At 73.1% G+C, this 26,102-nt stretch carries 28 protein-coding genes; 15 read left to right on the top strand and 13 right to left on the bottom strand.

Annotation, left to right across the window (positions count from 1 at the left end; genetic code table 11):
• Positions 1 to 49: 49 nt before the first annotated feature.
• Positions 50 to 487 carry a helix-turn-helix domain-containing protein gene (locus ACFQ53_RS08180; RefSeq protein ID WP_377857924.1) on the top strand — a complete coding sequence of 146 codons (438 nt, stop codon included), beginning with the start codon at positions 50 to 52 and terminating at the stop codon, positions 485 to 487.
• 512 nt (positions 488 to 999) lie between these two features.
• Here the strand turns inward: ACFQ53_RS08180 and ACFQ53_RS08175 are convergent.
• Entirely contained in the window at positions 1,000 to 1,581 is a 582-nt protein-coding gene (locus ACFQ53_RS08175; protein WP_377857921.1) for a ClpP family protease, read from the bottom strand.
• The gene (locus ACFQ53_RS08170; RefSeq protein ID WP_377857918.1) at positions 1,578 to 2,297 is read right to left on the bottom strand and encodes a ClpP family protease; all 720 of its coding nucleotides are present in this window, start codon (positions 2,295 to 2,297) and stop codon (positions 1,578 to 1,580) included. The genes ACFQ53_RS08175 and ACFQ53_RS08170 overlap by 4 nt, the downstream gene beginning before the upstream one ends.
• Before the next feature lie 143 nt (positions 2,298 to 2,440).
• On the opposite strand from ACFQ53_RS08170, the gene ACFQ53_RS08165 reads away from it, so the two are divergent.
• Genes ACFQ53_RS08165 through moaA form a run of 3 tightly spaced genes read left to right on the top strand, consistent with a single transcriptional unit; the run spans position 2,441 to position 4,481 of the window.
• Entirely contained in the window at positions 2,441 to 2,926 is a 486-nt protein-coding gene (locus tag ACFQ53_RS08165) for a molybdenum cofactor biosynthesis protein B (RefSeq protein WP_377857915.1), read from the top strand.
• A gap of 5 nt (positions 2,927 to 2,931) precedes the next feature.
• The gene (locus ACFQ53_RS08160; protein ID WP_377858078.1) at positions 2,932 to 3,366 is read left to right on the top strand and encodes a molybdenum cofactor biosynthesis protein MoaE; all 435 of its coding nucleotides are present in this window, start codon (positions 2,932 to 2,934) and stop codon (positions 3,364 to 3,366) included.
• Positions 3,363 to 4,481, top strand: a complete 1,119-nt coding sequence (gene moaA / locus ACFQ53_RS08155) for a GTP 3',8-cyclase MoaA (protein WP_377857912.1) — start codon at positions 3,363 to 3,365, stop codon at positions 4,479 to 4,481. The genes ACFQ53_RS08160 and moaA overlap by 4 nt, the downstream gene beginning before the upstream one ends.
• Positions 4,482 to 4,549: 68 nt before the next feature.
• On the opposite strand, the gene ACFQ53_RS08150 is transcribed toward moaA, so the two are convergent.
• From ACFQ53_RS08150 to glp, 3 genes are all read right to left on the bottom strand, one after another.
• A complete protein-coding gene (locus ACFQ53_RS08150; RefSeq protein ID WP_377857909.1) occupies positions 4,550 to 4,819 on the bottom strand; it encodes a DUF6457 domain-containing protein in 270 nt (89 codons plus the stop codon).
• Between the two features lie 73 nt (positions 4,820 to 4,892).
• Positions 4,893 to 5,375, bottom strand: coding sequence for a cyclic pyranopterin monophosphate synthase MoaC (gene moaC / locus ACFQ53_RS08145; RefSeq protein WP_377857906.1), 483 nt, complete (start codon positions 5,373 to 5,375; stop codon positions 4,893 to 4,895).
• Positions 5,372 to 6,616, bottom strand: coding sequence for a gephyrin-like molybdotransferase Glp (gene glp, locus ACFQ53_RS08140; RefSeq protein WP_377857903.1), 1,245 nt, complete (start codon positions 6,614 to 6,616; stop codon positions 5,372 to 5,374). The genes moaC and glp overlap by 4 nt, the downstream gene beginning before the upstream one ends.
• Positions 6,617 to 6,868: 252 nt before the next feature.
• On the opposite strand from glp, the gene ACFQ53_RS08135 reads away from it, so the two are divergent.
• The 5 genes from ACFQ53_RS08135 to fdhD all read left to right on the top strand — a co-directional run bounded on the left by ACFQ53_RS08135 (position 6,869) and on the right by fdhD (position 11,081).
• Positions 6,869 to 7,261 carry a molybdopterin-binding protein gene (locus ACFQ53_RS08135; protein WP_377857900.1) on the top strand — a complete coding sequence of 131 codons (393 nt, stop codon included), beginning with the start codon at positions 6,869 to 6,871 and terminating at the stop codon, positions 7,259 to 7,261.
• Between the two features lie 85 nt (positions 7,262 to 7,346).
• A complete protein-coding gene (modA, locus tag ACFQ53_RS08130) occupies positions 7,347 to 8,156 on the top strand; it encodes a molybdate ABC transporter substrate-binding protein (RefSeq protein WP_377857898.1) in 810 nt (269 codons plus the stop codon).
• Complete coding sequence (locus ACFQ53_RS08125; RefSeq protein WP_377857895.1) at positions 8,153 to 8,941, top strand: ABC transporter permease; 789 nt, start codon at positions 8,153 to 8,155, stop codon at positions 8,939 to 8,941. Before modA ends, ACFQ53_RS08125 begins: the two co-directional genes overlap by 4 nt.
• Complete coding sequence (locus ACFQ53_RS08120; protein ID WP_377857892.1) at positions 8,938 to 10,122, top strand: ABC transporter ATP-binding protein; 1,185 nt, start codon at positions 8,938 to 8,940, stop codon at positions 10,120 to 10,122. Before ACFQ53_RS08125 ends, ACFQ53_RS08120 begins: the two co-directional genes overlap by 4 nt.
• A 47-nt stretch (positions 10,123 to 10,169) precedes the next feature.
• On the top strand, positions 10,170 to 11,081 hold the full coding sequence (fdhD, locus tag ACFQ53_RS08115) for a formate dehydrogenase accessory sulfurtransferase FdhD (protein ID WP_377857889.1): 912 nt from the start codon (positions 10,170 to 10,172) through the stop codon (positions 11,079 to 11,081).
• A 60-nt stretch (positions 11,082 to 11,141) separates the two neighbouring features.
• Here the strand turns inward: fdhD and ACFQ53_RS08110 are convergent, their stop codons facing one another.
• Complete coding sequence (locus tag ACFQ53_RS08110) at positions 11,142 to 12,026, bottom strand: helix-turn-helix domain-containing protein (RefSeq protein WP_377857886.1); 885 nt, start codon at positions 12,024 to 12,026, stop codon at positions 11,142 to 11,144.
• Between the two features lie 18 nt (positions 12,027 to 12,044).
• Between ACFQ53_RS08110 and ACFQ53_RS08105 the strand changes: the two genes are divergently transcribed.
• On the top strand, positions 12,045 to 12,419 hold the full coding sequence (locus ACFQ53_RS08105; RefSeq protein ID WP_377857883.1) for a VOC family protein: 375 nt from the start codon (positions 12,045 to 12,047) through the stop codon (positions 12,417 to 12,419).
• 34 nt (positions 12,420 to 12,453) lie between these two features.
• Positions 12,454 to 12,987 (top strand): GNAT family N-acetyltransferase, encoded by a 534-nt coding sequence (locus tag ACFQ53_RS08100; protein ID WP_377857880.1) that lies wholly within the window; start codon positions 12,454 to 12,456, stop codon positions 12,985 to 12,987.
• Between the two features lie 14 nt (positions 12,988 to 13,001).
• On the opposite strand, the gene ACFQ53_RS08095 is transcribed toward ACFQ53_RS08100, so the two are convergent.
• Both ACFQ53_RS08095 and ACFQ53_RS08090 read right to left on the bottom strand, forming a co-directional pair.
• Positions 13,002 to 13,580, bottom strand: coding sequence for an RsmD family RNA methyltransferase (locus ACFQ53_RS08095; protein ID WP_377857877.1), 579 nt, complete (start codon positions 13,578 to 13,580; stop codon positions 13,002 to 13,004).
• A 1-nt stretch (position 13,581) separates the two neighbouring features.
• On the bottom strand, positions 13,582 to 15,837 hold the full coding sequence (locus ACFQ53_RS08090) for an ATP-dependent DNA helicase RecG (RefSeq protein ID WP_377857874.1): 2,256 nt from the start codon (positions 15,835 to 15,837) through the stop codon (positions 13,582 to 13,584).
• A 308-nt stretch (positions 15,838 to 16,145) separates the two neighbouring features.
• Here ACFQ53_RS08090 and rpmB point away from each other — a divergent pair, with 308 nt between their 5' ends.
• Both rpmB and ACFQ53_RS08080 read left to right on the top strand, forming a co-directional pair.
• A complete protein-coding gene (rpmB, locus tag ACFQ53_RS08085; RefSeq protein ID WP_152352778.1) occupies positions 16,146 to 16,340 on the top strand; it encodes a 50S ribosomal protein L28 in 195 nt (64 codons plus the stop codon).
• 129 nt (positions 16,341 to 16,469) lie between these two features.
• A complete protein-coding gene (locus ACFQ53_RS08080; protein WP_377857871.1) occupies positions 16,470 to 17,153 on the top strand; it encodes an HAD family hydrolase in 684 nt (227 codons plus the stop codon).
• Between the two features lie 40 nt (positions 17,154 to 17,193).
• Here ACFQ53_RS08080 and ACFQ53_RS08075 read toward each other — a convergent pair whose 3' ends face one another.
• From ACFQ53_RS08075 to ACFQ53_RS08055, 5 genes are all read right to left on the bottom strand, one after another.
• Positions 17,194 to 18,555, bottom strand: coding sequence for an LLM class flavin-dependent oxidoreductase (locus ACFQ53_RS08075; RefSeq protein ID WP_377857868.1), 1,362 nt, complete (start codon positions 18,553 to 18,555; stop codon positions 17,194 to 17,196).
• Positions 18,552 to 19,610, bottom strand: coding sequence for an LLM class flavin-dependent oxidoreductase (locus ACFQ53_RS08070; protein WP_377857865.1), 1,059 nt, complete (start codon positions 19,608 to 19,610; stop codon positions 18,552 to 18,554). The genes ACFQ53_RS08075 and ACFQ53_RS08070 overlap by 4 nt, the downstream gene beginning before the upstream one ends.
• Positions 19,610 to 20,632, bottom strand: coding sequence for a transporter substrate-binding domain-containing protein (locus ACFQ53_RS08065; protein ID WP_377857862.1), 1,023 nt, complete (start codon positions 20,630 to 20,632; stop codon positions 19,610 to 19,612). The genes ACFQ53_RS08070 and ACFQ53_RS08065 overlap by 1 nt, the downstream gene beginning before the upstream one ends.
• 62 nt (positions 20,633 to 20,694) lie before the next feature.
• Positions 20,695 to 21,510, bottom strand: coding sequence for an amino acid ABC transporter ATP-binding protein (locus ACFQ53_RS08060; protein ID WP_377857859.1), 816 nt, complete (start codon positions 21,508 to 21,510; stop codon positions 20,695 to 20,697).
• The gene (locus tag ACFQ53_RS08055; protein WP_377857856.1) at positions 21,507 to 22,553 is read right to left on the bottom strand and encodes an amino acid ABC transporter permease; all 1,047 of its coding nucleotides are present in this window, start codon (positions 22,551 to 22,553) and stop codon (positions 21,507 to 21,509) included. The genes ACFQ53_RS08060 and ACFQ53_RS08055 overlap by 4 nt, the downstream gene beginning before the upstream one ends.
• A gap of 175 nt (positions 22,554 to 22,728) precedes the next feature.
• On the opposite strand from ACFQ53_RS08055, the gene ACFQ53_RS08050 reads away from it, so the two are divergent.
• Positions 22,729 to 25,236 carry an FAD/NAD(P)-binding protein gene (locus tag ACFQ53_RS08050; RefSeq protein WP_377857853.1) on the top strand — a complete coding sequence of 836 codons (2,508 nt, stop codon included), beginning with the start codon at positions 22,729 to 22,731 and terminating at the stop codon, positions 25,234 to 25,236.
• Between the two features lie 39 nt (positions 25,237 to 25,275).
• A complete protein-coding gene (locus tag ACFQ53_RS08045) occupies positions 25,276 to 26,052 on the top strand; it encodes a Type 1 glutamine amidotransferase-like domain-containing protein (protein WP_377857850.1) in 777 nt (258 codons plus the stop codon).
• The last annotated feature ends 50 nt before the right edge of the window (positions 26,053 to 26,102 follow it).

The raw sequence follows: 26,102 nt of genomic DNA, 5'->3' as shown, positions 1-26,102 counted from the left end.
CACAGCAGAGGCCCGCGCGTCCGATCGCCGCGCGCCGTAGGCTCCGAGCATGGACGCCACCGAACCCCTGCTGCGAGAGCTCGTCGGCGCCGCGCTCCGCGAGGAGCGCCGCCGCCAGGACCTCACCCTCGCGCGTCTCGCCGAGGCGAGCGGCGTGAGCATGCAGCACGTCTCGGATGTCGAGCGCGGTCGCAAGGACCCCTCGAGCGAGGTGCTCGCGGCCCTGACCGGCGCTCTCGGGATCAGCGTCTTCGACATCGGCCGACGGGTGCATCTCGCGGCGGTCCCGCGCGACGAGGAGGATCCTCGCGAGTCCCGGCGCGACGTGCGTCAGCCGGTCCTGCACCGAGGCGCCGCGCGCCAGGGAGTCGTCCTCGACCTGACCGCTCGCGGCCGCAGTGCGGGACTCCAGGAGGCCACGGCGCTTCCCGTCTCCCATGGCATCCGCACGTCCTCCGCGCGCGAGCCGCAGCTCAGCGCCGCCTGACCACGCGCGTCCGGTCGCGGCCGCCTGCCCACACGAGGGTCGCCACCGACTGAAAACACTCGGAGTCCCCGTCGCACGCCGCGTACTCGTGCCCTCGCCATCGAGCGCCAGGACGGCGCGCCCACCTCGTCGTGGCAGAGTCCGCCTGCCCCCGTGATGGCGGACGGGACGCGTTCACTCGAGATCCGGTCCTTCTCGACACCTGATCTTTGTCCCACGCTTTGTCGCAAACGTTCCCGCGGGAACGTCACAGCGACCCGATGTGTCAGATCCTGGTGTGCCCTCCGCGCGTCGCATCGGGTGCGGCAGTCGCAGCAGTGACCAGACCACCGCAGTGCGTCGAGAGAGACGAGCTACGCGGAACTGCCGAGCGTCCCTCACCCGCCGACAGTGCTGCGTAATCGTCGTGAAGCGACCTCTTCACGACGACTACGCAGCACTCAACTGCAGACGGGGGCGCCCGCGAACCGCACGTCGGGTTCAGACACACGCCCGCCCGCGCCTCACCGCCGTCACAGCACCCGGTCCGCGAGACCGTAGTCCACGGCGGCCTGCGCATCCAGGACTCGTTCGCGCTCGAGGTCGGCGCGCACCGCGGCGATGTCGGTGGCGCTGTGCTCGGCGATCACGGCCTCGAGCTCGCGGCGCACCCGCTCGACCTCCTGCGTCGCCAGGATCAGGTCGGGCACGGCTCCACGGCCGCTGGCCTCGAGCGGATGCAGCACCACCCGGGCGTGCGGAAGCACCGAGCGCATGCCGGGCGTCCCGGCGGCGAGCAACACCACGGGCGCGGCGACGACCTGTCCCACGCAGGTGACGGCGACGTCGCTGCGCACGTACTCGAGGGCGTCATGGATCGCCAGGACGGCCTGCGCGTCCCCGCCCTCCGAGTTCAGGTACAGCTGGATCGGGCGGTCAGGGGCGTCGTTCTCGAGGTGGAGGATCTGGGCGATGACGGTGTTGGCGACGCCGTCGTCCACAGGCGTGCCGAGGTAGACGATGCGGTCGCTGAGCAGGCGGGAGAACACGTCCGCGCTGCGCTCGGCGCCGTGGGAGGTGCGCTCGATGACCGAGGGGATCGTGTAGCTGCTCATGCCGCGTCTCCCGCCCGGATCCCTGCACGGGCACCGGCGCCGCGACGCTCGCCGTAGGGCAGGATCTGATCGAGCGATTCCACCACGTGGTCGCAGAAGCCGTAGGCGACGGCGTCGGCCGCCTCCCAGATGCGGTCCCGCTCGGAGTCCCGGGCGATCTGCTCGCGGGAGCGGCCGGTGCGCTCGGCCGTGATGTCGATGAGCAGGTCGCGTCCGCGGCGCAGGTCCTCGGCCTGGAGCTCGATGTCCGCTGCGCTGCCGCCGAAGCCGGCAGAGCCCTGGTGCATGAGCACGCGGCCGTGCGGGAGGATGAAGCGCTTGCCGGGGGTGCCGTGGGTGAGCAGGTACTGTCCGGCGCTGTAGGCCATGCCGAGCGCGACGGTGCGCACATCGCACGGGATCACGTCCATGAGGTCGCCGATCGCGAGCATCGCGGGCACCAGGCCACCGGGCGAGTTGATGAGCAGGGTGATGTCCCGGCTCGGATCCTCGGCGGCGAGCAGCACGAGCTGCGCGCACAGCTGCGCGCCGTTGTCCTGCTCGAGCTCTCGGTCCAGCAGCAGGATGCGCTGGTGCAGGAGCCCGGTCGCGGTGCGGTCCGCGAGCGCGGGCGGTGGGGTCGGTGCGTTCTGGTCGGCGTCCTCGGAGTCGGCGCGGGGGCCGACGGGGTATGTGTTCTCGAGCGTTCTGGTCCTGGCTGTTCTCATCCGTGTCATGCCCTCGAGCCTCGCGGTTCGTCGGGGCCGACGGGCGCTTCTCCGTTCTGCGCTGATCCACCGTCGGCTGATCCCGGAGCCCGCACGCTGCGCCTCGTTCCCTCGTCCCGCCCCGGCGCACGGTGCGCGACTACAGTGGACGCATGGAGAATCCGGACAGGTCAGCCGCGATGATCACCGTGTCCGACCGCTCGGCGGAGGGCACCAGGGAGGACGTCTCCGGTCCTCTCGGCGCCCGCCTGCTCGAAGAGGCCGGATGGGAGGTCACGGGCGTCGTCGTCCCCGATGACCGGGATGCGATCGCCGGTGCGATCCTCACGGCGGTCGATGGCGGTGCGGCGCTCGTGGTGACCACGGGCGGCACCGGGCTCGGCCCGCGGGACGTCACCCCCGAGGCGACCGGGCCGCTCCTGGACCGCCCGATCCCCGGGATCGCCGAGCGCCTGCGCGCCATCGTCGCCGACCGCCTTCCCGCCTCGATGCTCTCGCGCGGCCTCGCCGGACTGCGCGGCCGCACGCTCGTGGTGAACCTCGCCGGCTCCCCCGGCGCCGTGCAGGACGGCATGCCCGTGATCCTCTCGGTCGCCTCCCACGTGGCCGACCAGGTCCGCGGAGGTGACCACACGTGATCGTCATGTCGGCCGTGACCGCCGCACCCCTGGACGTCGCCGCGCACCTCGACGCGGTCTCGCACCCGGCGGCCGGAGCGACCGCCGCCTTCATCGGCACCGTGCGCGACAACGATCCCGAGGCCACCGGGACGGTGGTGCGCCTGGACTACTCCGCGCACCCCGAGGCCGAGCGGCTGCTCGCGGACATCGCGGCGCGCTGCGACAGCGAGGACGTGCGCATCGCCGTCTCCCACCGCACCGGGTCTCTCGAGGTGGGCGGGATCGCGATCGTCGCCGCCGTCTCGAGCGTGCACCGCGCCGACGCCTTCGACGTGGCCCGCGAGGTCGTCGAGCGCGTGAAGGCCGAGCTGCCGGTGTGGAAGCGCCAGGTCGAGGCCGACGGCACCGCCGAATGGGTGGGGCTCGGGAGCCTCGCCGAGACCGGGATGAGCGCATGAGCACCGCGTACCACCCCGCTCCGACGCCGACCGCCGTCGCCCTGCCGACGCCGACCGTCCGCGTGCGCTCCGCCGAGGCTCCTGCGACGACCCCGGAGGCGTCCCCCGAGGACGTCTGGGACGGCCCGCTCGTCGACGGCTTCGGGCGGGTCCACCGCGATCTGCGGATCTCGCTCACGGACAAGTGCAATCTGCGCTGCACCTACTGCATGCCCGCCGAGGGCCTGCCGTGGCTCGCGAAGGAGAACGTGCTGACCACGGACGAGATCGACCGGGTCGCGCACGTCCTCGCCCGCCTCGGGATCGTGGAGGTGCGCCTGACCGGCGGCGAGCCGCTGCTGCGTCCCGACATCGTCGACGTGGTGCGCCGCCTGCACGCGATCGAGGGACCCGAGGGACCGCTCGACATCTCCATGACCACCAACGCAATCCGCCTGGACCGCGTCATGGACGATCTGAAGTCGGCCGGCCTGTCGCGGCTGAACATCAGCCTGGACACCGTGGACCCCGAGCGGTTCGCGACGCTCACCCGCCGCGAGCGGTTCTCCGCCGTGCAGGCGGGCATCGCGGCCGCTCGGGAGTCGGGCCTGCGGCCGCTGAAGATCAACGCGGTCGCCATGCGCGGCGTGAACGACGACGAGTTCTGCGACCTGCTGCGCTTCGCGATCGACCACGAGGCCCAGCTGCGCTTCATCGAGCAGATGCCGCTGGACGCGGGCCACGTGTGGTCGCGCCACACCATGGTCGACGGTGCCGAGATCCTCGAGAAGCTCTCCGCCGAGTTCGACCTCGAGCCCGTCGGCGATCGGGGTTCGAGCCCCGCCGAGGTGTTCCGCGTGCGCGGCACCGACGCGACCGTCGGCGTGATCGCCTCCGTCACCGCGCCGTTCTGCGGCGCCTGCGACAGGGTCCGCCTGACGGCCGACGGGCAGCTGCGCAACTGCCTGTTCGCGCGGGAGGAGTCGGATCTGCTCTCCCTGCTGCGCGGGGACGGGTCCGACGAGGACGTGGCCCGGATGATCCGCGCGAGCATCGGCGCCAAGCGCCCCGGTCACGGGATCGACGATCCCGGCTTCCTGCAGCCCGACCGCCCGATGTCCGCCATCGGCGGCTGACCGGGCCGGACGGTTCCCGGTGCGGATCGCTCCCGGGCGGGATCAGGATGGACGGTCCGGCGGATCGCTCAGGCGTCGTCCTGCTGCGGGTGCTCGGCCTCCCAGTCGGCGAGCTGCGCCTTGACCACGCGGGTCGCCTCCTGTGGGCTGCTGCCGGCGGCGACCGCGAGCCCCATGAGGTAGGTGGTCACGGGCGCGGCGGGACGGGTGACCCCGTGGGCGACCTGACCGGTCAGGCCCAGCAGCAGGTTCGTGGGCACGTCCTCGGCGGCGAGGCCGAGGGCGGGGGCGAGCTGCTCGATCCAGGGCTCGAGTTCGGGCGGGACGCTGCGCGGCATGTGTTCTCCTCGATGCGGTCGGTGCGGTCGGTGCGGTGGGTCGGCGTCGGGATCCGACGGGCTTCCGCGGGGATCAGGTGCGATGCCAGGTGCCGCTCTTGCCGCCGGTCTTCTCGATCAGCTCGATGCGCTCGATCGCCACGGACTTGTCCATGCCCTTGACCATGTCGACCACGGCGAGGGCGGCGACGGAGACGGCGGTGAGGGCCTCCATCTCCACGCCCGTGCGGTCGGCGGTGCGCACGGTCGCGCGCAGCTCCACGCCGTCGTCCTCGATCTCGGCGTCGAGCACCGCACCGTGCACGCCGATCACATGCGCGAGCGGCAGCAGCTCGGGGGTGCGCTTGGCGCCCTGGATGCCCGCGATGCGGGCCACGGCGAGCACATCGCCCTTGGGGACCGTCCGATCGCGCAGGGCGGCGATGATCTCCGGGGTGCACAGCACCCTGCCGCGGGCTGTCGCGCTTCGCACCGTGGGCGTCTTCTCGGTGACGTCCACCATGCGCGCCTGCCCGTCGGCATCCAGGTGGGTGAAGGGCTGGGGGTTCTCGCTCATGACAGCACCATCACCTCGACCTCGTCGCCCGCCTCGACCCGGTCCGCGGCGGCCGGGACGATCGCCAGGTCGTGCGCCCGGGCGAGCGAGACCACCAGGTGGGATCCGCTGCCGCCCGCGCTCGCGGGGGCGACGGTCCTCTCGTCCATGATCGCCGGCAGCGCCTGTGCGCGGCCCTTCGGGCACGTCCAGCCCACCCGTGCCCGGCGCAGGACGGTGGGGCGGAGGACCTGGTCGTTCCCGGACATCACGCGCAGCGCGGGACGCACGAACAGCTCGTAGCAGACGGAGACCGCGACCGGGTTGCCGGGCAGGCAGAACACGGGGAGGCGGTCGTCCACGAGGCCGAAGCCCTGGGGCTTGCCGGGCTGGATCGCCACCTTCTCGAACCTCACCCCGAGCGGTGCGAGCGCGTGCTTGGCGACGTCGAAGGCGCCCACGCTCGCGCCGCCGCTGACCACCACGGCGTCGGCGAGGCCATCAGCCGCGAGTGCGCGGACGTGGCCGGCGAGGTCCTCGCAGTCCTCGTCGCGGAACCAGGAGACGTCCACGACCTCGAACGCGTCGGCGTCGAGCGCCGCGGCGAGCAGCACGGAGTTGGACTCGGGGATCTGGCCGCGGCGCAGCTCCTGCCCCGCGGGGACGAGCTCGGACCCGGTGGAGACGACCGCGACCCGCGGCCGCCGGATCACGCGCACGCGGCCATGACCGGCTGATGCCGCGGCGGCCAGGTGCCAGGGGGTGAGCTCGACGCCGGCCGGGACGGCGATCTCTCCGGCAGGGGTGTCCTCGCCGAGCCGTCGGATGTGCGCGCCGGGCTTCGGCTCCTCGAGGATCTCGATCCGAGCCGGGAGCCCGTCGGACCCCGTCGTCCCGTTCTCCGGCGCTCCGTCCTCTGCCGGATCGATCCGGACCTTCTCGATCGGGACGATCGCATCGGCGTCCGACGGGACCGGCGCACCGGTCATGATCCGCACCGTCTCGCCCGGGCCGAAGGACGGGTCCTCGGCGGCGCCCGCCGGGGCGTCTCCCACCACGCGCAGGCGTGCGCCGGGGCGTGCGTCGGAGCGTCGGACGGCGAATCCGTCCATGGCGGAGTTGTCGAACAGCGGCACCGGATGCATCGTGCGGACGTCGTCCGCGAGCACGGCACCGCGGGCCTCGGCGAGCGGCAGCTCCACCGGATCGAGTGCGCGGACCGCCTCCATGAGGCGGGCGCGATGGTCCTGCCAGGGGATCATGCCCTCTCCCCTGCGCATCGCGTGCGGAGCGTCGTCAGCGAGGTCAGCATGCTCTCCATGCTAGTCGTGCAGCGTGCTCGCCCGGTGCTCCTCGACGGCGCCGGCGAGGAGCCCGGACCCGGTCGGTCCGCGCCCGACCGCATCGTCCGGCGGCGGCGTCCGCGGCAGCCCCCTCGGCTCCGCTGCATCCGCACCCACGGAAACAATGCCATGATTCCTCCGCAATTGCGGGTTCGTGGTCTACTTGAGGTCATGACCACCTTCCGCGTGAGCGAGGCCGCCGCGCTGCTCGGCGTCAGCGATGACACCGTGCGCCGCTGGATCGACAACGGGGCGCTCACCTCCTCGTCGGACGCCGCGGGCAGGACCGTGCTGGAGGGCCGGGAGCTCGCCGCGCGCCTCGAGGCCGCCGCCGGCGGACCCGACGATCCGGTGCGCCGCGGGTCCAGCGCCCGCAACCGCTTCGTGGGCCTGGTGACGGGCATCGTCAGCGATCAGGTGATGTCCCAGGTGCAGATGCAGTGCGGACCCCACCGGGTGGTCTCGCTGATGTCCACGGAAGCCGTTCGCGAGCTCGAGCTCGAGGTCGGATCCCTGGCCACTGCCGTCGTCAAGGCGACGACCGTCATCGTCGAGACGCCCTGACCCGGAGCCTGCGCTCCCCCGCCCCCGCGCTCCCCGTCGGGCGCTCCCCCGTCCATCCCTCCCCTCCGATACGAAGGATCACCCCATGTCCCTGTCGACCACCGCTCGCCTGCGCACCGCCGGCGCGCTCCTCGCCGTCTCCGCCTTCGCCCTCGCCGGCTGCTCGGGCTCGGACTCGGACTCGGACGACTCCGCCGCCTCCGACTCCGGCGACGGCTCGACGAAGACAATCACGATCTTCGCGGCCGCCTCGCTGCAGGGGCCTCTGGACACGGTCGCGAAGGACTTCACCAAGGCGCATCCCGAGTACGAGGTGAAGCCGATCGTGTACGACGGCTCGCAGGCGCTCGCCACCCAGGCGATCGACGGCGCGGACGTCGACGTCCTGGCCTTCGCCTCCGAGAAGAGCCTCGAGCCCGTGACCGAGGCCGGCATCACCGACGACTCGAAGATCTTCGCGACCAACACCCTGGAGATCGCGGCGACCCCCGGCAATCCCAAGGGCATCAAGACCTTCGACGACCTCACGAAGTCCGGCGTCTCCGTGGTCACCTGCGCCTCCGAGGTCCCCTGCGGCCAGGCCACCGACAAGGTCGAGGACGCCACCGGCGTGACGCTGAAGCCGGTCAGCGAGGAGACCAACGTGACCAGCGTGGTCAACCGCGTCGCCGAGGGCGAGGCCGACGCCGGCCTCGTCTACACCACCGACGTCACCGCCGCTGGCGACAAGCTCGAGGGCGTCGACTTCCCGGAGGCCGACGAGGCCGTGAATAAGTACCCGGTCGCGGTGAGCACGAAGTCGAAGGACCCCGAGGGCGCCCAGGCCTTCGAGGACTACCTGCTCTCCGACGACGGCCAGAAGGTGCTCGACGAGGCCGGCTTCGGCGCGCCGTGAGACCTCCCGCCTGGCTGCGGACCATCGCCCTGGTGGGCCTCGCCGTGCTGGTGCTGCCGCTCGCCGGGATGCTCACCCGGGTGCACTGGTCCACCCTCGGCGAGGACCTGGTCGCCCCCTCGACGGTGACGGCGCTCTGGCTCTCGCTGCTCACCGCCTTCTGCTCGACGATCGCATGCCTGGTCCTGGGCTTCCCGCTCGCGTTCCTCATCGCCCGCGCGTCCTCGCGCACGGCCGCGGTGCTGCGGGCGGCCGTGATGGTGCCGCTGGTGCTGCCGCCGATGGTGGGAGGCCTCGCCCTGCTGTCCCTGCTGGGACGCTCGGGCGTGTTCGGGCGGCCGATCTTCGAGGCCACCGGGTTCTCCCTCCCGTACACGACGGCGGGCGTGATCGTCGCCCAGACCTTCGTGGCCATGCCGTTCCTCGTCATCACCCTCGAGGGCGTGCTGCGCACCTCTGGCCAGGGCCATGAGAGGGTGGCCGCCTCCCTCGGCGCGAGCCGCTGGCGCGTGCTCACCCGCGTCACCCTGCCGCTGGTGACACCCGGTCTCATTGCGGGGACTGTGCTCGCCTTCGCACGCGCCATGGGCGAGTTCGGGGCGACCGCCCTGTTCGCGGGCAACTCCGAGGGCGTCACCCGCACCATGCCCCTCGCGATCTACACGGCGTACAACGGGGTCGGCGTCAGCCAGGACTCCGCCCTCGCGCTCTCCCTGCTGCTGCTGGTGAGCGCCGTGGTGATCGTCGCCGGCCTGCGCTCCTGGCGTGAGGAGGCCGTGCGGTGAGCGCGGGATCGGAGCGTCCGACGGGTGCGGGGCTCGCCGCCGATCTCGTGGTCCACCGCGAGAGCTTCGACGTGCGCGCCCGCCTCGAGGTGCCTCCGGGCGGCCGCCTGGCCCTGCTCGGTCCGAACGGGGCCGGCAAGTCCACGATCCTCGGCGCCCTCGCCGGCGCCGTCCCGCTCGCCGACGGACGCATCGCCGTCACCGAGGGCGGCGAGCAGGCGCGGGAGCACGTGCTCGATGCCCCCGGTCGCCGCAGCGTCCCCACGCATCTGCGCGGCATCACCCTGCTGGAGCAGCGTCCGCTGCTGTTCCCCCACCTGGATCTGGTCGCGAACGTGGCCTTCGGCCCGCGAGCGCGCGGCATGGGGCGGCGCCCGGCCCGCGCGCTCGCCCTGGACTGGCTCGACCGGGTGGGACTCGCCGACCGCGCCGCCCAGCGCCCGCACCGCCTCTCCGGGGGTCAGCAGCAGCGCGTGGCCCTCGCCCGGGCCTTCGCCGCCGGCCCCTCGGTGATCCTGCTCGACGAGCCCTTCGCGGCCCTCGACGCCGAATCCACTCCCCGCGTGCGAGGGCTCCTCACCCGCGAACTCGCCCGCACCGGCACCACCGCGCTGCTGGTCACCCACCAGCTCAGCGACGCCTGGGACCTGGCCGACCGCTGCGTCGTCCTCGAGTCCGGCACCATCCGCGAGCGCACCGTCCCCGAACAGATCGCGACGTCCCCGCGCAGCCGTTTCGGCGCCCGCCTCGCGGGCTTCGGCGTCATCGAGGGCACGTGCACGGCCGGGGAGGGCGGTGCGGCGGCAGCGGCCCTCCGCGTGGGCGACGCGGTGCTGACCGGCGCGCCCGATCCCGAGGCCCTTCCGCAACATGGCGAGAGCGCCCTGGGGATCGCCGCCCCGGAGGACGTCGATCTGCTGCCGCTCGACGACGGGACCGCGGCGGGCGACGGCGACGCCCGACGGGGCCCGTCGGGTGTGGTCGGCCAGGTCATCGGGGTGCAGGCGAGCGCCGGTCGCGTCCGCGTCGAGGCCGACAACGGCCTGGTCGCCCAGGTCTCCCCCGACGACGCCGCACAGGCCACCGGCAGCGGCCTGCCGGTCGTCGGCTCCCGGCTCCGCTTCGCCCCGCGCGCCCTGCGCCTCGTGGAGGACCGGCCCCAGGACGAGCCCGCCCGCTGACGTCGACCGCTCGTGCCGCGCGAAGGCCCCGGCGTACCCTGTGCGGCATGGGTCGCATCACCTCCAGCCGTCCGATCACCCGCATCCGTCTCGGGTACGGCAGCACCCGCAGGCCCGACACGCTCGCGGTCGAGGAGCCCCTCGAGATCCGGGCGGACGGACGCCCGGTCGCGGTCACGATGCGCACTCCCGGCCATGATGTCGAGCTCGCGACCGGCTTCTTCCTTTCCGAGGGGATCATCCGCGGTTCGCGGGACGTCGTGCAGGCGATCCACTGCGGCGGCCCCGGCACGGGCGGCGAGATCAACACGTACAACGTGCTGGACGTGGCGCTCGCCCCGCACGTGCCTCCGCCCTCCCGGTCGACCGAGCGGAACTTCTATACGACCAGCTCGTGCGGGGTGTGCGGGAAGGCGAGCATCGACGCCGTCCGCACCGAGTCCGCCTTCGGCGTCACCGACGACGACCTCCGCATCGCCCCCGAGCTCATCTCCTCCCTGCCGGACACCCTGCGCGAGCACCAGGACGTCTTCGACAAGACCGGCGGGCTGCACGCGGCCGGGCTGTTCGACGCCGCGAGCGGTGAGCTGCTCGTGCTGCGCGAGGACGTCGGGCGGCACAACGCCGTCGACAAGGTCGTGGGCTGGGCCGCGCAGAACGGCCGCCTGCCCGCACGCGGCACGATCCTGCAGGTCTCCGGCCGGGCGAGCTTCGAACTGGTCCAGAAGGCCGTGATGGCCGGTATCCCCGTGCTCTCCGCGGTCTCCGCCCCCTCGTCCCTCGCGGTCGAGCTCGCCGTCGAGTCCGGTCTGACCCTCGCGGGCTTCGTGCGCGGGCCGCGGTTGAACGTCTACTCGCGGCCCGACCGGGTGCTCGAGCCGGCCATGGAGGAGCAGGCCGCGGGCGGGGCAGACGTCGGGGCCGAGGTCGAGGAGAGCCGGCCCGCCGCGCTCCGCTGAACGGTGCGGTCCGCAGAACGGCGCCAGCAAGGAAAGCTCCGGTGGGTGCGGGGCGGCGGGTCAGCCGGAGACCCGCCGGGCGTAGCGGGCAGGGGTCTCGCCGGTGAGGGACCGGAAGTCGCGGATGAAGTGCGACTGGTCGAACCAGCCCAGAGCGGTGGCGATGTCGCTCAGCGAGCGCGGGTCTCCGCGATCGAGCGCGGCCGTCGCGTCTATCACCCGGGCTCGCACGAGCATCCGCTTCACACCGACACCCAGTCCTCGGTCGAACAGCCGCTGGAGCGTGCGCGTCGATACGCCGCTGCGACGCTCCAGATCAGCCAGCGAGTGCGTCGCCGAATCGTCGATGATGCCCAGGAGGCGACGCAGCGTCGGGGCGTCGGGCGGCTCCTCCGGGCCCCGTGCGAGGAGCCACGCGTCGAGACGCGCGGACGCGGACGCCGCATCGTGGGGCAGGGCGCCCGACGGGTCGCCGTCGGCCAGGTGCACCGCGGCCCCGCCGAACCACTGCTCGGCAGGGATGGTGCGATCGCGCAGCGCACGCAGGTCCTGCGTCGCGAAGGCGCGCGTCCCGCCGAGCGCGAACTTCACGCCCACCACGCTGCCGCTGCCGGTCAGTCGCACGTCGAAGCGCCCCCGGGTCACGGGCCCGGTGATCCAGACACCCGCTCCCACCGTGGTGCCCGCCGCGTCCGTGCCGTCCCGCTGCGCGCCGCCGCGCTCGACGGTGAGGTTGATCGACGGGTCGTCGAGGGTCGCGACCGGGAAGACCTCCCCGTCCTCCAGGTCCCAGCGGACCGACCAATACCGCTCCACCCAGGGTCGCAGCGCGGCACAGGGCCGGGCGAAGTCGTAGCGCGCCCGCTGCAGGAGCTCCTCGGGGCGCAGCACATGGCCGTACATGTGCGGAGGTGTCGCCTTCGTCCTATCGGCGTCCGTGCCCATGGCGGCAGTCTTCCACCCATGGACGACACCGCTGTTGCACGCCTTGCCATGACGACTCTCGACGCCTCCGAGACCGAGCCGGAGGCCCGCTTCTGGTCCGCGGTGCTGGGATGGCCGATCGCCGTGCTCACCGAGGACTACGCGATGCTGACCGGCCCCTCCGGAGCCCTCGGCATCGGCCGCATCCCCGACCACGTGCGCCCGACCTGGCCGGACGACGGCCGCAAGCAGTTCCACCTCGACCTCGCCGCCTCCGACCCGCAGGCCGCGGCGGAGCGCTGCGTCGAGCTCGGCGCCACCCGGGTCGAGCCCCAGCCCGGCGACACCTGGATCGTGCTGCAGGACCCGGCCGGGCACTTCTTCTGCCTGACCGACGAGAAGAACTGGGGCTGACGACGGGAGAGGCGCGCGCGCCATACTGGCGCCCATGCGCGAATCCCCGGACCCGACCCCGCCCGCACGGCCCGAGTTCACGATCGACGTGCCGATCCTCGCCGATGCCGACGCCCTCGCCGCCCTGCACACGAGGGTGTGGCGCGAGGCGTACACGGGGATCGTGCCGTCCTTCGCCTACGACGACGTCTCCCTCGGCCGGCGCCGCACCATGTGGCGCCGGATGCTCGATCCCGAGCGCGAACGGACTGTTCGCGAGCGCCTGCGGATCGGCCGTGACGCCGAGGGGGTTCCCGTCGGATTCCTCATGATCGGCACCGGCCGGGACGAGGATGCTCCGCATCCGCTCGAGCTGCAGGCCCTCAACGTGGGCCGCGAGTTCCACGGCACCGGTCTGGCGCAGGCGCTGGTCGCGGAGCTGCTGGGCGATCGGTCCGCCTACCTGTGGGTGGTCGAGGACAATCCGCGCGCCCGCCGCTTCTACGAGAAGGTCGGCTTCCGGGCCGACGGCGGCGCGAAGGTCGATCCCTCCCTGGAGGACCTCCGGGAGATCCGCATGTCCCGCTGACCGGGCCCGCCCGGTCAATCGGTCGCAGGGCCCCCGTACTGCAGCACGGTCTCGCCGTAGGTCCTGGTGCCGTCGTCCGCCCAGCCCCCTGGCCAGGAGAGCGGAAGGGAGCGGCTCGAGCGCTCGATCACCACGAGCGCGTCGTCCGCGAGCGCCGGGCGCAGCACGCGCAGCAGCTGCTCGAGCGCCTCGGTGGGCAGGTCGTAGGGCGGGTCGAGCATCACGAGCGAGAATCCCCCATCGACCGGCGCGCCGGCCTCCGCGAGCTGCGCCGCAGCCTGTTCGGCCTTCCCGGTGCGCATCGTGCAGCGCGCGGCGAGGCCGAGTCGCTCCGCGGTCGTGCCGAGCTGTCGTGCCGTCGGCCCGTGCATCTCCACCAGCAGCGCCGACTCGGCGCCGCGCGAGAGCGCCTCGAAGGCGAGCGCTCCCGTGCCGGCGAACAGGTCGAGCACGCGCGCACCGCGCAGGGCGTCCCAGCCCTCGAGCCGGGAGAAGAGCGCCTCGCGGACCCTGTCGGACGTGGGGCGCGTGCCCTTCCCCAGGGGCCCGGGGATGGTGCGTCCGCCCAGCTCGCCGGCGATGATGCGGGGCATCTCAGCTCCTCTCCACGTTCGGGTCGGCGTCACGCAGGCGGCGCTCGACGGCCGCTGCGAGCTGCGGATGGTCCTCGAGGTCGACATCGCCCGCGACCAGGTCGAAGGCGATGCCACGGGCACGCGCGATGATCTTCTCGTCGCGCAGCACGTCCAGGTGCTCCAGGGTGCGGTGCAGACCGGACTGCTCCTCCCCCACCAGATCGCCCGTTCCGCGACGGCGCATGTCGATCTCGGCGAGCTCGAAGCCGTCGGTCGTCGCGGCGATCTTGGTGAGCAGCTCTGACGTCTCCGAGCCGTGCGGGGTGCGGGTGTCGAAGAAGGCGATGCCGGGGTGCTCGCCGCGGCCGATGCGCCCGCGCAGCTGGTGCAGCTGGGAGATGCCGAAGCGCTCGGCGTCCATCACGACCATCACGGAGGCGTTGGGCAGATCCACGCCCACCTCGATGACGGTCGTCGCGACCAGGAGATCGAGCTCCCCGGCGACCATGGCGTCCATGACGTCCTGCTTCTCCTGGGCGGAGAGCCGCCCGTGCATGACGCCGATGCGCGCGTCGCGCAGCTGGGGCCGACGGGCCAGGCGCTCGGCCGTCTGGGTGACGCCGCGCGCCTCGAGCCCCGGGTCGGTCGCGCTGGCGACGCCCTCGAACACCTCGCCCATGATCTCGAGGTCCGACCCCTCCTCGCGCTCGTCGATCCGCGCGCAGACCACGAACGCCTGGCGGCCGGCGCCGATCTCCTCGGCGGTGCGCGCCCACATGCGCGTCTCCCACGCCGGGTCCTCCTCGTGGACGACGTGGGTGGTGATGCCGGGGCGGCCGCTCGGGCTCTGGGTGAGGCTGAGGACGTCGAGGTCTCCGGCGGTCGCGAGCGCCGCGGTGCGCGGGATCGGCGTCGCGGTCATGACGATGACGTGGGGGTTCTTGCCGTCGGCCCCCTTGGTGCGCAGCCGCCTGCGGTGGTCCACGCCGAAGCGGTGCTGCTCGTCGATCACGACGAGGCCGAGCGCCGCGTACTCGACGGACTCCGTGAGCAGCGCATGGGTGCCGACGATGATCCCGGCCTCGCCGCTGGTGACGTCGAGCAGGGTGCGCCGGCGGTCGGCGACGGACTGCGAGCCGGTGAGCAGGCGCACGCGCGTGGCGTCGGGATGGGCGTGCATGTGATCGGCGCGCCCCAGGTCGCCCAGGAGGTTCAGGATGGTGCGGTGGTGCTGCTCGGCGAGGACCTCGGTGGGGGCGAGAAGGACCGCCTGGTGGCCCGAGTCCACGGCCTGAAGCATGGCCCGCAGCGCGACCACGGTCTTCCCCGAGCCGACGTCGCCCTGGAGCAGCACGTTCGTGGGCCGCGAGCGCGCGAGCTCGTGGCGGATCGCCTCCCCCACCTCGGCCTGGCTCGCGGTGAGCGTGAAGGGCAGACGCTCGTCGAGCAGGGGCTGCAGCGGGCCGCTCGCGCCGAGGGCGGGCGCGGGCGTGCGCGCGTCGAAGGCACGGCGCTGCGCGAAGATCGTCTGCAGGATGAAGGCCTCCTCGAAGACGAGGTGCCTCGTGCCGCGCTCGGTCTCGGCCATGTCCTGCGGGGTGTGGATGAGGCGCATGGCCTCGGGCAGCGTGGGCAGGTGCTCGGCGGCGCGCACGGTGGGCGGGAGGATCGTGGTGAGCTGGTCGGCGAACTCGACGGCCTTCTTGTACGCCGAGCGCAGCGTGGCCTGCTTGGCCTTCTTGCGCAGACGGTAGACGGGGACCGGCCGCATCAGCCGCGCCCGCGCCTCCGCGCTCCCGTCGTACGGCTCGTAGCGGGGATTCGTGATCTGCGGGGCGCCCTGGTGGAAGCGGGGGTCGAAGTGGACCGTGCCGAACACGGCGATGCAGGCGCCGGGTGCGAGGTGCTCCTGGTGCCAGCGCACGATGTGGTCCTTGGGCAGGAAGAACGTGAGGGTGAGCTGCGCGTTCTCGTCGGCGACGCGGACCTCGAGGACCGAGCCGGGCCTGCGCTTCATGCGGCGGGCCTGCGAGCCGACGACGCGGACGATCACCGTGGCGTCGTCCCCTTCGCGCAGCGCACCCAGGTCGCGGAGCTCGCCGGGGACGATGTAGCGCAGCGGCGTCAGGCGGAGCATGTCGTCGAGGTCCTCCGCGCCCTGCGCGTGGACGGCCCGCAGCTCGGCGGCCGTGAGGAGCTCGGAGAGCTCAGGCACGCCGGAGGAGCGGCGCGGCGCGCGCGCCGTGCGGCCGGTGCCGCTCGCGTCAGCGTTCATGGTGCGACGTCCTTCTCCCCGTTCCCTGCCCTGCCCTGCCACTGACTCCCGTCACCGGCCCTCGCCTGCACGGATGCGTGCGGGACAATGGTGCCACCTGCACGGGAGGCTGTGTCTGAATCCACAGCGCTCGGCGCTCTCCGCGCTTCCGGCGCCCGGCAGCCGTGGGCTATGCTGTCGGGGTTGCCTTGCGCGGCCGCTCTTCCTGTGGTCGACCACGGTATGCGAACCCTCCGACGATCGAGCGTCGGCCGGGGCGCGTCCGGCGGGCGAGGCACCCGCAACGATTCGATCTTCAGGAGACGACAGTGGCTTCCACGTGTGACATCTGCGCCAAGGGCCCGAGCTTCGGCAAGAGCGTGTCCCACTCGCACCGCCGCACCTCGCGCCGCTGGAACCCGAACATCCAGACCGTGCGCACCGTGATCAACGGCACCCCCACGCGCCTGAGCGTCTGCACCTCCTGCCTCAAGGCCGGCAAGGTGCAGAAGGTCGGCGCCTGAGCAGGACGCGCTCGGCCCTCGCGGCCAGGCCATCCCTCGGGATTCCCCGTCGGAGCCCCCATCGGAGACGGTGGGGGCTTCCGTGCGTCCGGGGCCGGTCCGATGCGTCGCGCCACGTACGCTGAGTCGATGGTCGACGCACTCGCTGACTATCGCGCCCTCCTCGCCGAGGGCGACGTCCAGGTCGCGGTGAGCGACCTCGACGGGGTCCTGCGCGTCTTCGACACGACGCCCTGGACGGCGCTCGACGAGCAGCTCGGACTCCCCCAGGGCTCCGCCTTCCGCGCGGTGCTGCGCGACCCGCTGCTCGAGGACGTGACGCGCGGTCGCGCCACCCATGCGGACTGGCGGGAGTCCATCCTCTCCACGCTCCGTGACCAGGGCGTCCCCGCCGCTCGGGCCCGCCGTGCCATCGCCACCTGGGCGGACGACCGCGGCCGGCTCGACACGGACGTCCTCGACCTGCTGCGGGACGCGCAGCGGGAGGGGATCGACGTCTTCGTGCTCACCAACGGCACCGACAGGGTGCGCGAGGAGCTGGAGGGACTGCGCGCCCACGAGGATCCTGCCCACTCACCGCCGCGGCGCTTCAGCGCTCTCCTCGATCCCCGCGGTGAGCGGGTCCTGAACACGGCCGAGCTCGGCGAGGCCAAGCCCGATCCCGCCGCATTCGTCGTCGCCCACGCACGCATCGAACGCGTGCTCGGCCGCCCCGTCCCCCGGGGCGCCGTCGCCTTCCTCGACGACAGCGCCTCCCACACGGAGGGCGCAGAGGAGTTCGGCTGGCGCGCGGTCCGACTGCGTCGGGCGTGAGCGCGCCGCCGACCACCTCCCCCGGGCGTCCCTCGTCACCTCACGCGAGCGCGGGCAGTCCGAGGTTCTCGCGCAGCGTCGTCCCCGCGTACTCGGTCGGGTAGACGCCGCGCTCCTGGAGGCGGGGCACGAGCTCGTCGACGACGTCGTCGAGGCCTCCGGGGACCAGCCACGGGGTGATGTTCAGCCCGTCGATCGCTCCCCACCGGGCGTACTCGGCGAGCTGCTCGGCGACCGAGTCGTAGGAGCCGGTGAAGCTGCTGCCGCGCGAGCCCTGGCGCGAGCGCGCGAACTCGAGGATCGACAGCCCCTTCTGGGCGGCCTCCTCGCGCCAGGCGCGCGTGAGCTCCTGGGCCTTCTCGAACTGGAACCCGGCACCTCGGGTGACGCCGGACTCGACGACCAGGGGGTCCACGTCGGGCAGCGGCCCGTCGGGGTCGTAGTCGGTGAGGTCGCGGCCCCAGTACTGCTCGAGCAGCGCGATCGCCTGCTGCGGGCCCACCTGCTGCTCGCGCACCCAGCGCAGCTTGTCCTCGGCCTCGGCGTCGGTCGCGGCCAGGATGAACTCGGCCCCCGGGAAGATCTGCACGGACTCGGCCGAGCGGCCCGCGGCGAGCGTGCGCTCGACGATGTCGTGGCGGAAGTCGATCGCGCGTTCCAGATCGCCGAAGGGCGAGAAGATGACGTCGGCCGTGCGGGCGGCGAAGTCACGCCCCTGCGGGGAGACGCCGGCCTGGAAGAGCACGGGCTCGCCCTGGCGCGAACGCGGCAGCCTCCCGCTCGCGCGCACGTGGTAGTGGCGGCCCTCGTGGTCGACGTCCTCGCCGCGCCAGATCCGTCGGGCGATGTCGACGAAGGCCTCGGCGTGCTCGTACCGCTCGGCGTGGTCGATGTAGCCGCCGCGGCGGAAGTTCTCGCCGGTCCAGGCGTTGTCGGTGGTGACGATGTTCCAGGCGGCGCGGCCGTCGCTTAGCAGGTCGAGGCTCTGCAGGCGCCGGGCGAGGTCGACCGGGTCGTTGTACGTGGTGTTCTGAGTGGCGACCAGGCCGATGTCCGTCGTGATCGAGGCGAGCGCCGCGAGCAGCGTCTGCGCATCGGGACGGCCCGCGACGTCGAACTCGAGAGGCACTCCCTGGTGCTCGCGCAGGCGCAGCCCCTCCCCCAGGAAGAAGGCGGAGAACACGCCGCGCTCGGCGGTCGTGATGAGGCGCTCGAAGGACTCCCAGGCGACCTGGTCGCCGGCGCCCGGCGCGCGCCAGGCGGTCGAGGAGTTCACGCCCTGGAAGAAGACGCCCAGGCGGATGGTCCCGCTCGGGGTGTGCGCGGCGTGGATGGGGTGGGCGGAGTCGGCGGGCGAGGCTGCGGCTCCGGCGGTGGTCTGCTCGGCGGTGGTGCTGCTCATCGAGCGGTCTCCTTCTGGGCGGTGCGGGCGCGGTCCGAGCGGCGCGCGGGGTCGATGGTGACGTCGGGGCGCGGGAGTCCGAACTGCTCGCGCAGGGTGGCACCGGCGCCCGGGGCCGGGGCGACGAGACCGTCGGCTCGGAGCTGCGCAGCGGCGTCGGCCACGCGCGAGGCGAGCTCGGCGGGTCGGAACGCGTCCTCGTCCGCCTCGATCGGGTGCGGCTCCGACTCCTCGTCGGCGGGTTCCTCCTGGCCGAGCAGACCGACGAGCCGCACGAGGCGCGGCGCAGTGGGGGCGGCGCCCTCCGGGGCCGCGTCCGCGGACGTCGGGTCGAGATCGGCGCCGACGATCCCTGCCGCGCCGAGCGCCTCGCGGACAGTTCCCGCGATCTCCTGGGCGGTCGCGTCGGCGTCGAGCACGACGTCGACGGCGCGGCCGTCGGCCAGCTGCTCGGCGACCACGTCGCCGACCGCGGCGCGGTCGGCGTCCGCCACGAGCACCGGCAGCAGGCCCTGCGGGGAGCGCGGGGTGATGGAGGGCCCGCGCACGGAGAAGGTCTCCCCCTCGAAGTCGACGTACTGCAGCTTCGCGGCATCGACGTAGACGCCGGTCTCGGCGTCGCGCACCACGGCGTCGTCGCTCCAGGAGTCCCAGACCAGGCGGGCCACGGTGACGACGTCCGTGGTCTCGCGGCGCGCCGCCTCGGGGTCCAGGGCCTCGCGTCCGACGACGTGGGCGGCCTCGTCGTCGGTGCGGGCCTCGACGAGCCAGCCGGCGCGGCCGCCGCTGATGTGGTCGAGGCTCATGAGCTGGGTGGCCAGATGGAACGGCTCGACGTCCACGGCGTCGGTGCGGACCACGAGCGACAGGGCGCGGGTGAGCGGGGCGAGGTGCGAAGCGACGTGGATCGGGTGGAGGTCTCCGCGCTCGGCGTCACCGCTGATGCTGAGGGCGCCGAGGCCGGCCGCGTCGAGCGCCCGGGCGAGGTCGCGCACGGCCCCCAGGCGAGCGGGCGTGCTCGGCAGGTCGACGGTCAGGACGGGCGGTGTGGTCATCACGGGTTCTCCTTGGTGTGTGCACGGCTCTCTGTCACCGCTTCTTCGGTCAGTCCCCAGCGGTCCAGGACCTTCGCGTAGGTGCCCTCGTCGATCGTGGCCTGGAGGGCCTTCGCGTAGACCTCGGCGATCCCGGTGCCCCGCGTGAAGGTCGCGGCGACCAGGGTCTTCCCGGGTGAGAGCTCGTCGATCTTCCCCTGGGTCTCGACGTCGTCGCGGGTGGAGGCCACGTAGCTCATGGTCTCGTAGGGGGCGAGGTAGGCGTCGATGCGTCCGGCGCCGAGGGCGAGCAGCACGTCGGCGTCGCTCGAGAAGTTCTTGAGCTCGGCCGGGTCCTTGCCGTCCTTCTGCAGGTCCTCGTTCCAGTGCATGAGCAGGGCCTCCTGGTTGGTCCCGTTGCCCACGGCGATCACCCGGCCGCTCACGGAGTCGGGCTCGCCGAGCCCGAGGCCGGCGCCCTTCGTCACGAGGAACGTCATGAAGGCGCGCCGATAGGAGGCGAAGTCGAACGTCTCCAGCCGCTCGTCGTTGATGCCGACGTTCGAATGGACGACCTCGAACTCGCCCGCCTTCAGTTTGAGCGGCCAGTTCTCCCAGCTGGTGATCTTCAGGTCCAGGTCGAGGCCGAGCTTGTCGGCGGCGAGCTGGGCGATGTCGGGCTCGGACCCGATGGGGGTCTTGTTGTCGTCGGCCATGAAGCACAGCGGCGGCCCGCCCACCACGGTGGTCGCGACGGTCAGCTTGCCGTCCTTGCGGAAGGACTCGGGAACGGCCTTCGCGAGCTTCTCGTCGATGGTCGTGCGGATCCTCTTCTGCGTGCCGGAGGTGTCGATCGGCGAGGAGCCGCCCGAGCCGCCGTCGGAGGCTCCCCCGTCGGAGCCGCCCGAGCCCGCCGCGCTGCTCACCGTGGTCGGATCGGCGCACGCCGCGAGCGCGGCGAGGACGGGCAGGGAGGCGGCCCCGGCGAGGAGCCTCCGGCGCGGGAGTGGGTGCCGACGGGCGTCGGCAGGATGCTGGGTCATGGGGTCTCCGGTGGGGGCGTGGGTGGGGGACGGGCCGACGGGGCCCGGGCCGCGACGGGCGCTCATGCGGCGTGGATGCGCTGCAGGAAGCCGCGGGTGCGCTCGTGGCGGGGCGCGCCGATGACCTGCTCGGGCGGCCCCTGCTCCACGATGCGACCGCCGTCCATGAAGACCACGTGGTCGGCGACGTCGCGCGCGAAGGCGATCTCGTGCGTGACGATGAGCAGGGTGGTGCCGGCGCTCGCGAGGTCGCGGATCACGGCGAGCACCTCCTCGACGAGCTCGGGGTCGAGCGCCGAGGTGGGCTCGTCGAAGAGCAGCACCTTGGGGCGCAGGGCGAGGGCGCGGGCGATCGCGACGCGCTGCTGCTGGCCGCCGGAGAGCTGGCGCGGGTAGACGTCGGCCTTCGCGGCCAGTCCCACGGTCTCCAGCAGTTCGCGGCCGCGCGCGAGCGCCTCGCGCTTGGGGACGCCGAGCGCTCGGCGCGGCGCCTCGGCGACGTTCTGGAGCGCGGTCATGTGGCCGAAGAGGTGGAACTGCTGGAACACCATGCCCACCTCGGTGCGCTGGCGCAGCACGTCCTTCTCGGACAGCTCGAGCAGCAGGTCGTCGCGGCGGCGGTAGCCCATGATCTCGCCGTCGATCGCGACCACGCCGCGGTCCAGGGCCTCGAGATGGTTGAGCGTGCGCAGCAGCGTCGACTTCCCCGAGCCGCTGGGCCCGAGGATCGCGGTGACGGTGCCGGGCTCGACGGTCAGGTCGACCCCTCGCAGCACCTCGAGATCGCCGTAGGACTTGTGGGCCGCACGGACCTCGACGCACCCTCCGCGGGGCGCCGTGATGGCGGTGGTCTCCGAGATGGTCCCGAGCGCGGTCATGCGCGCACCTCCGTCCTCTTCGAGCGCAGGCTCGAGAACTGGCCGCGCAGCCGCTGCAGCGGGGTGGGCGGCAACGTGCGCACGGCTCCCTTCGCGAAGTGGCGCTCGATGTAGTACTGGGCGATGGACAGCAGCGAGGTGATGACGATGTACCAGAGGGTCGCGACCATGAGCATCGGCAGCACCTGCTGGGTGCGGCCGTAGATCAGCTGCACGGTGAAGAACAGCTCGGCGTGGGCGATCACGTAGACGATGGCCGTGCCCTTGACCAGGCCGATCACCTCGTTGAACGCCGAGGGCAGGATCGCCCGCATGGCCTGCGGGAGCACGATCCGCAGGTTCCTGTCGCGCGCGGGGATCCCGAGCGCGCTCGCTGCCTCGACCTGTCCGGCGTCGACCGACAGGATGCCGCCGCGGATCAGCTCGGAGGCGTAGGCCGCCTGGTGCAGGCCCAGGCCCAGCACGGCGGCGACGAGCGGGGTCATGAGATCGCCCGTGCGGGCGTCGACCAGGCTGAGGTCCGTGAAGGGGACGCCCACCACGATGCGGTCGTAGAGGTAGCCGAGGTTGAACCAGATGAGCATCTGCACCAGCAGCGGCGTGGAGCGGAAGATCCAGGAGAACGTCCAGGACAGGCCCGAGGCGAGCCGCGAGCCGGAGAGCCGCATGAGCGCGAGCACGAGGCCCAGGCCGAATCCGAGCACTCCCGAGAGGACGGTGAGCTTCAGCGTCTCCCCGAGCCCGCGGATGATCGACCGCGCGAGGAACCAGCTGCCCACCACGCCCCACTCCCACCGCGGGTTCAGGGCGATGGCGACGAGCGCGGCGAGCACGAGGACGCCCACGATGGCCACGACGACGCGGCGCACCGGCCGCCGGGCGGGGGCGACGCGCAGCCGGTCGATCTGCTCCGCGCCCAGCGCGTCGAGCGAGCGGCCCTCGGCCCCGTCGTCCTCCGGCCGGCCGGGCATGTCCGAGGCACAGGACTCCTCGCCGCTCGTGCGGAGCGTGCGGGATGCGGCGTCGCGTGCAGTGAGGGTCACGGCTGTGCCTTCCGGTCGAGGGGCGGGGCCGACGGTCGTCGGCTGCGGGATGGCGTGGATCTGTGTGAACGCACGTAACACCCCTGTTGCAGTTATGGACCGTATAAGCGAGTCTTTAGTTGTGGCAAGCGGAGACGTCTCGACCGGACACATCACGACACAGAAGGGAGCGCCGATGAGCACCAGCAGCGCGCGGATCGTCGTCGTGGGCGCTGGCCCGCGGCCCTCTGGCCTGCTGGAACGCCTCGGCGCGAACGCCGCGGAGTTCGCCGGCGCGCACGTGCGGATCGACCTCGTCGACCCCAGCACGCCGGGTGCGGGACGCATCTGGGACGCGCACGAGAGCCCGCTCCTGCTCATGAACTCCCGCGCCATGGACGTGACGATGTTCACGGACGAGGCGTCCAGCATCGACGGCCCCGTCCGCCCCGGCCCCTCCCTCGCGCAGTGGGCCGAGGGCATCCGCGAGGGCAGCATCGCGGCCCCGACGGCCGGCACCGAGCGCCTCGCGGAGATCGAGGCGCTCACTCCCGAGTCCTTCCCGAGCCGCCGCGTGCAGGCGCTCTACCTCGAGTGGGTGTTCGGCCGCGTGCTCGCGGACCTGCCGGAGAGCATCGAGGTGCGCATCCACCGCCGCCTCGCGACCGGCATCGAGAAGCGCGGCGGACCGGAGGGCACCGCGCCGTCCGGCGCCTCCTGGCGCGTCACGCTCGACGACGGCACCTCGCTCACGGCGAATCTCGTGCTCGTGACCGTCGGCCACACCGACGCCCGCCCCACCCCCGCGCAGCGGGAACTCCATGACTTCGCCGCCCGCCACGGCGGCGTCTACGCCTCCCCCTCGCACGCCGACGGCGTCGACCTGGCCTCGCTGCCCGCGGGCCGGGACGTCATCCTGCGAGGGATGGGCCTGGGCGCGGTGGACCTCATCGCCCTGCTCGCCGAGGGCCGCGGCGGCAGCTTCTCCCCCGCTCCGCTCTCGGGCGACCCGGACCGGCTCTCGTACGAGCCCTCCGGCGAGGAGCCCGTGCTGTGGCTCGGCTCGCGCCGCGGCACGCCCTTCCACTCGAAGGTGCGCGGGGAGGACGTCCCCGCCGGCCCCTCCGACCTCGCGCACCTGACGCCGGAGGCGCTCAACGCGGCAGAGGACGCCGAAGGGCACGTCGACTTCGAGCGCTCCGTGCTGCCGCTGGTCGCCGCCGAGATCCGCCATGCGGTCCCCGGCGTCGCTCTCGGCCGCACGGACAGCGAGGGCTGGGATCTGCTCACTGCGCTCGACGATCCGCTGGTCGGGCTCTTCGCGAGCGATGGCGCGGCCCCCGACGACGACGCCGAGGCGCTGCGCCGCACCCGTGAAGTGCTCGTCGGACACATCGAGAGCGACCTGCGCGAGCGCACAGGAGAGGACCCGACGCAGGCGCGCGCGCTCTTCCAGGTGCTGCTGCGCATCACGGGAGCCCTCGCCCGACTGCTTCCCGCCGAGCGCCTCTCCCCCGCCTCGCGCGGCAGCTACCCGGGGCTGTGGCACTCCCTGTTCAGCTTCGTCTGCTCGGGTCCGCCGCCGCGCCGCCTCCAGCAGATCCTCGCCCTCGAGCGCGCCGGCCTCCTCCACTTCCTCGGGCCGCGGCTGCAGGTGACGGCCGACGAGGAGACCGGCGAGTTCGTCGCCGAGGGCGCGGGCGGCGCACGGGTGCGGACCCGCGCGCTCGTGGACGCGTTCCTCCCGGCGCCCACGCTCGAGGGCTCCTCGAACTCCTTCCTGCGCCGCCTCGGCACGGACATCGGAGCGAGCGATCTCCATGCGCCGGGCCGACTGCGCACCGACGGCGAGGGCCGGGTGCTCGACGCCGAGGGAGAGCCGGTCCCGGGGCTCTGGGCCGTCGGACCGGCGACCTCCGAGTTCCCGCTCGGTGCCTTCGCCCGCCCCCGCACCGACGCCCCCGTCTTCCGACGCAACGACGCCCTCGCCCGCACCCTGCTCGCCGAGGCGGAGGCCGTCGCCGCCGGTGCTCCGAGCACCGATGCCGGCCACCCCGCGCATGACGTCGGCATCGTGGGCGCCGGCAAGATCGGCACCGCGATCGCTCGCCAGGCAGTGCGCAGCGGGCTGCACGTGCACGTCGAGACCTCCCGCGACGCCCGCTCGCTGAGCGCGCGGATACCCGGCGCCGTGGCGGGACTGCGCACGCCGTCGGCCGGGGAGGTCGTCGTGCTCACCATGCCGTTCCACGCCGTCTTCGACCTCGATCCCGAGCGCCTGCGAGGGGCGGTCGTCGTCGACGCGACCAACCCCTGGGGACCCGAGGACCTGGCGGCGATCGAGCAGGCGCGAGGGCGCTTCGGCGCCGACCTCTCGAGCAGCGAGCTGGTGGCGGCGCACCTCGTGGCGAGCCGCGTCGCCAAGGCCCTGAACCATATCGGCTACCACGACGTCGAGGACCATCCGCGGCCGGCCGGGGCGAGCGATCGCCGCGCCCTCGCGATCGCCTCCGACGACGAGTTCGCGGCCGCCCGGGTCGCGTCGCTCCTGGACCGGCTGGGCTATGACGCGGTGCTCGTGGACGGACTGGGCCAGGCCCGCCACCTCGAGCCCGACGGCGCCGTCTTCGGCTCCCACGCCTCCCGCGACGTGCTCACCGCGGCCCTCGAGGCGGCCGACGCCGCGGTGCTCACCGCGGCCTGACCCGGCCCGCGCGTCGCGCGGGTCGGGCATGCTGGGCCCATGACCGCCTCGGCACCGACCATCCTCGCGACCAGCGCCGGCTGCGTCCCCCATCGGCGCCTGCGCTTCGCCTTCGGGCCGATGATGCGCCTGGCGACCGAGCTCGCCGCCGAGGACGGATGGCACGACCCGTCCGGCCCGCCCCGCATCTGCAACGTCTCGACCGCCTCCGGCGACGACGCGCGCTTCCAGAGGGACATGGAGGAGGCCGCCCGCGAAGCGCGGTACGAGCTCCACCACCTCTCGCTGTTCTCCACGCCGAACGTCGCGGACATCCCCGCCTACCTGCGGTCCTTCGACGTGATCTGGGTGAACGGCGGCTCCGTGGTGAACCTGCTCGCGGTGTGGCGGGCACATGGCCTGGACCGCGTGATGCGGGAGCTGTGGGAGGAGGGCGTCGTGCTCGCGGGCGTCTCCGCGGGCTCGATCTGCTGGCACACGGGCGGGGTGACGGACTCCTTCGGCCCTCACCTCGCGCCGGTGACCGACGGCCTCGGCATGCTCCCCTGGGCGAACGGCGTGCACTGCGATTCCGAGGAGGCGCGGATGCCGCTGCTGCGGCGACTCGTGGCCGAGGGCACGCTCGGCGAGACGCACTGCACCGATGACAGCACAGGGCTGCTGTACCGCTCACAACAGCTCGTGGACGCTGTGAGCGAGAAGCGCGGTGCCCGGGTCCGCAGACTGCACCGCGACGACGTCTCCGGCGGTCTCGTCGAGGAGGACCTCCCGGTGCGGCTGCTCGAGGGCGCGCTCCCGGGCGGGTCCGCCGACTGACGCCGGACGGACGACGGGCCCGGCAGCCTCCCCTGAAGGAGGCCGCCGGG

Source organism: Brachybacterium sp. NPDC056505 (genome assembly GCF_042794925.1).
Taxonomy (GTDB): domain Bacteria; phylum Actinomycetota; class Actinomycetes; order Actinomycetales; family Dermabacteraceae; genus Brachybacterium; species Brachybacterium kimchii.
The sequence above is the reverse complement of the archived record's forward strand: the minus strand, read 5'-3'. Positions and strand labels throughout refer to the sequence as shown.

Bases quoted from the DNA above. Each gene is read 5' to 3' on its own strand.
- ACFQ53_RS08180 (WP_377857924.1), top strand. From the start codon at position 50: ATGGACGCCACCGAACCCCTGCTGCGAGAGCTCGTCGGCGCCGCGCTC.
- ACFQ53_RS08175 (WP_377857921.1), bottom strand. From the start codon at position 1,581: ATGAGCAGCTACACGATCCCCTCGGTCATCGAGCGCACCTCCCACGGC.
- ACFQ53_RS08170 (WP_377857918.1), bottom strand. From the start codon at position 2,297: ATGACACGGATGAGAACAGCCAGGACCAGAACGCTCGAGAACACATAC.
- ACFQ53_RS08165 (WP_377857915.1), top strand. From the start codon at position 2,441: ATGGAGAATCCGGACAGGTCAGCCGCGATGATCACCGTGTCCGACCGC.
- ACFQ53_RS08160 (WP_377858078.1), top strand. From the start codon at position 2,932: ATGTCGGCCGTGACCGCCGCACCCCTGGACGTCGCCGCGCACCTCGAC.
- moaA (WP_377857912.1), top strand. From the start codon at position 3,363: ATGAGCACCGCGTACCACCCCGCTCCGACGCCGACCGCCGTCGCCCTG.
- ACFQ53_RS08150 (WP_377857909.1), bottom strand. From the start codon at position 4,819: ATGCCGCGCAGCGTCCCGCCCGAACTCGAGCCCTGGATCGAGCAGCTC.
- moaC (WP_377857906.1), bottom strand. From the start codon at position 5,375: ATGAGCGAGAACCCCCAGCCCTTCACCCACCTGGATGCCGACGGGCAG.
- glp (WP_377857903.1), bottom strand. From the start codon at position 6,616: ATGATCCCCTGGCAGGACCATCGCGCCCGCCTCATGGAGGCGGTCCGC.
- ACFQ53_RS08135 (WP_377857900.1), top strand. From the start codon at position 6,869: ATGACCACCTTCCGCGTGAGCGAGGCCGCCGCGCTGCTCGGCGTCAGC.
- modA (WP_377857898.1), top strand. From the start codon at position 7,347: ATGTCCCTGTCGACCACCGCTCGCCTGCGCACCGCCGGCGCGCTCCTC.
- fdhD (WP_377857889.1), top strand. From the start codon at position 10,170: ATGGGTCGCATCACCTCCAGCCGTCCGATCACCCGCATCCGTCTCGGG.
- ACFQ53_RS08110 (WP_377857886.1), bottom strand. From the start codon at position 12,026: ATGGGCACGGACGCCGATAGGACGAAGGCGACACCTCCGCACATGTAC.
- ACFQ53_RS08105 (WP_377857883.1), top strand. From the start codon at position 12,045: ATGGACGACACCGCTGTTGCACGCCTTGCCATGACGACTCTCGACGCC.
- ACFQ53_RS08100 (WP_377857880.1), top strand. From the start codon at position 12,454: ATGCGCGAATCCCCGGACCCGACCCCGCCCGCACGGCCCGAGTTCACG.
- ACFQ53_RS08095 (WP_377857877.1), bottom strand. From the start codon at position 13,580: ATGCCCCGCATCATCGCCGGCGAGCTGGGCGGACGCACCATCCCCGGG.
- ACFQ53_RS08090 (WP_377857874.1), bottom strand. From the start codon at position 15,837: ATGAACGCTGACGCGAGCGGCACCGGCCGCACGGCGCGCGCGCCGCGC.
- ACFQ53_RS08080 (WP_377857871.1), top strand. From the start codon at position 16,470: ATGGTCGACGCACTCGCTGACTATCGCGCCCTCCTCGCCGAGGGCGAC.
- ACFQ53_RS08075 (WP_377857868.1), bottom strand. From the start codon at position 18,555: ATGAGCAGCACCACCGCCGAGCAGACCACCGCCGGAGCCGCAGCCTCG.
- ACFQ53_RS08070 (WP_377857865.1), bottom strand. From the start codon at position 19,610: ATGACCACACCGCCCGTCCTGACCGTCGACCTGCCGAGCACGCCCGCT.
- ACFQ53_RS08065 (WP_377857862.1), bottom strand. From the start codon at position 20,632: ATGACCCAGCATCCTGCCGACGCCCGTCGGCACCCACTCCCGCGCCGG.
- ACFQ53_RS08060 (WP_377857859.1), bottom strand. From the start codon at position 21,510: ATGACCGCGCTCGGGACCATCTCGGAGACCACCGCCATCACGGCGCCC.
- ACFQ53_RS08050 (WP_377857853.1), top strand. From the start codon at position 22,729: ATGAGCACCAGCAGCGCGCGGATCGTCGTCGTGGGCGCTGGCCCGCGG.
- ACFQ53_RS08045 (WP_377857850.1), top strand. From the start codon at position 25,276: ATGACCGCCTCGGCACCGACCATCCTCGCGACCAGCGCCGGCTGCGTC.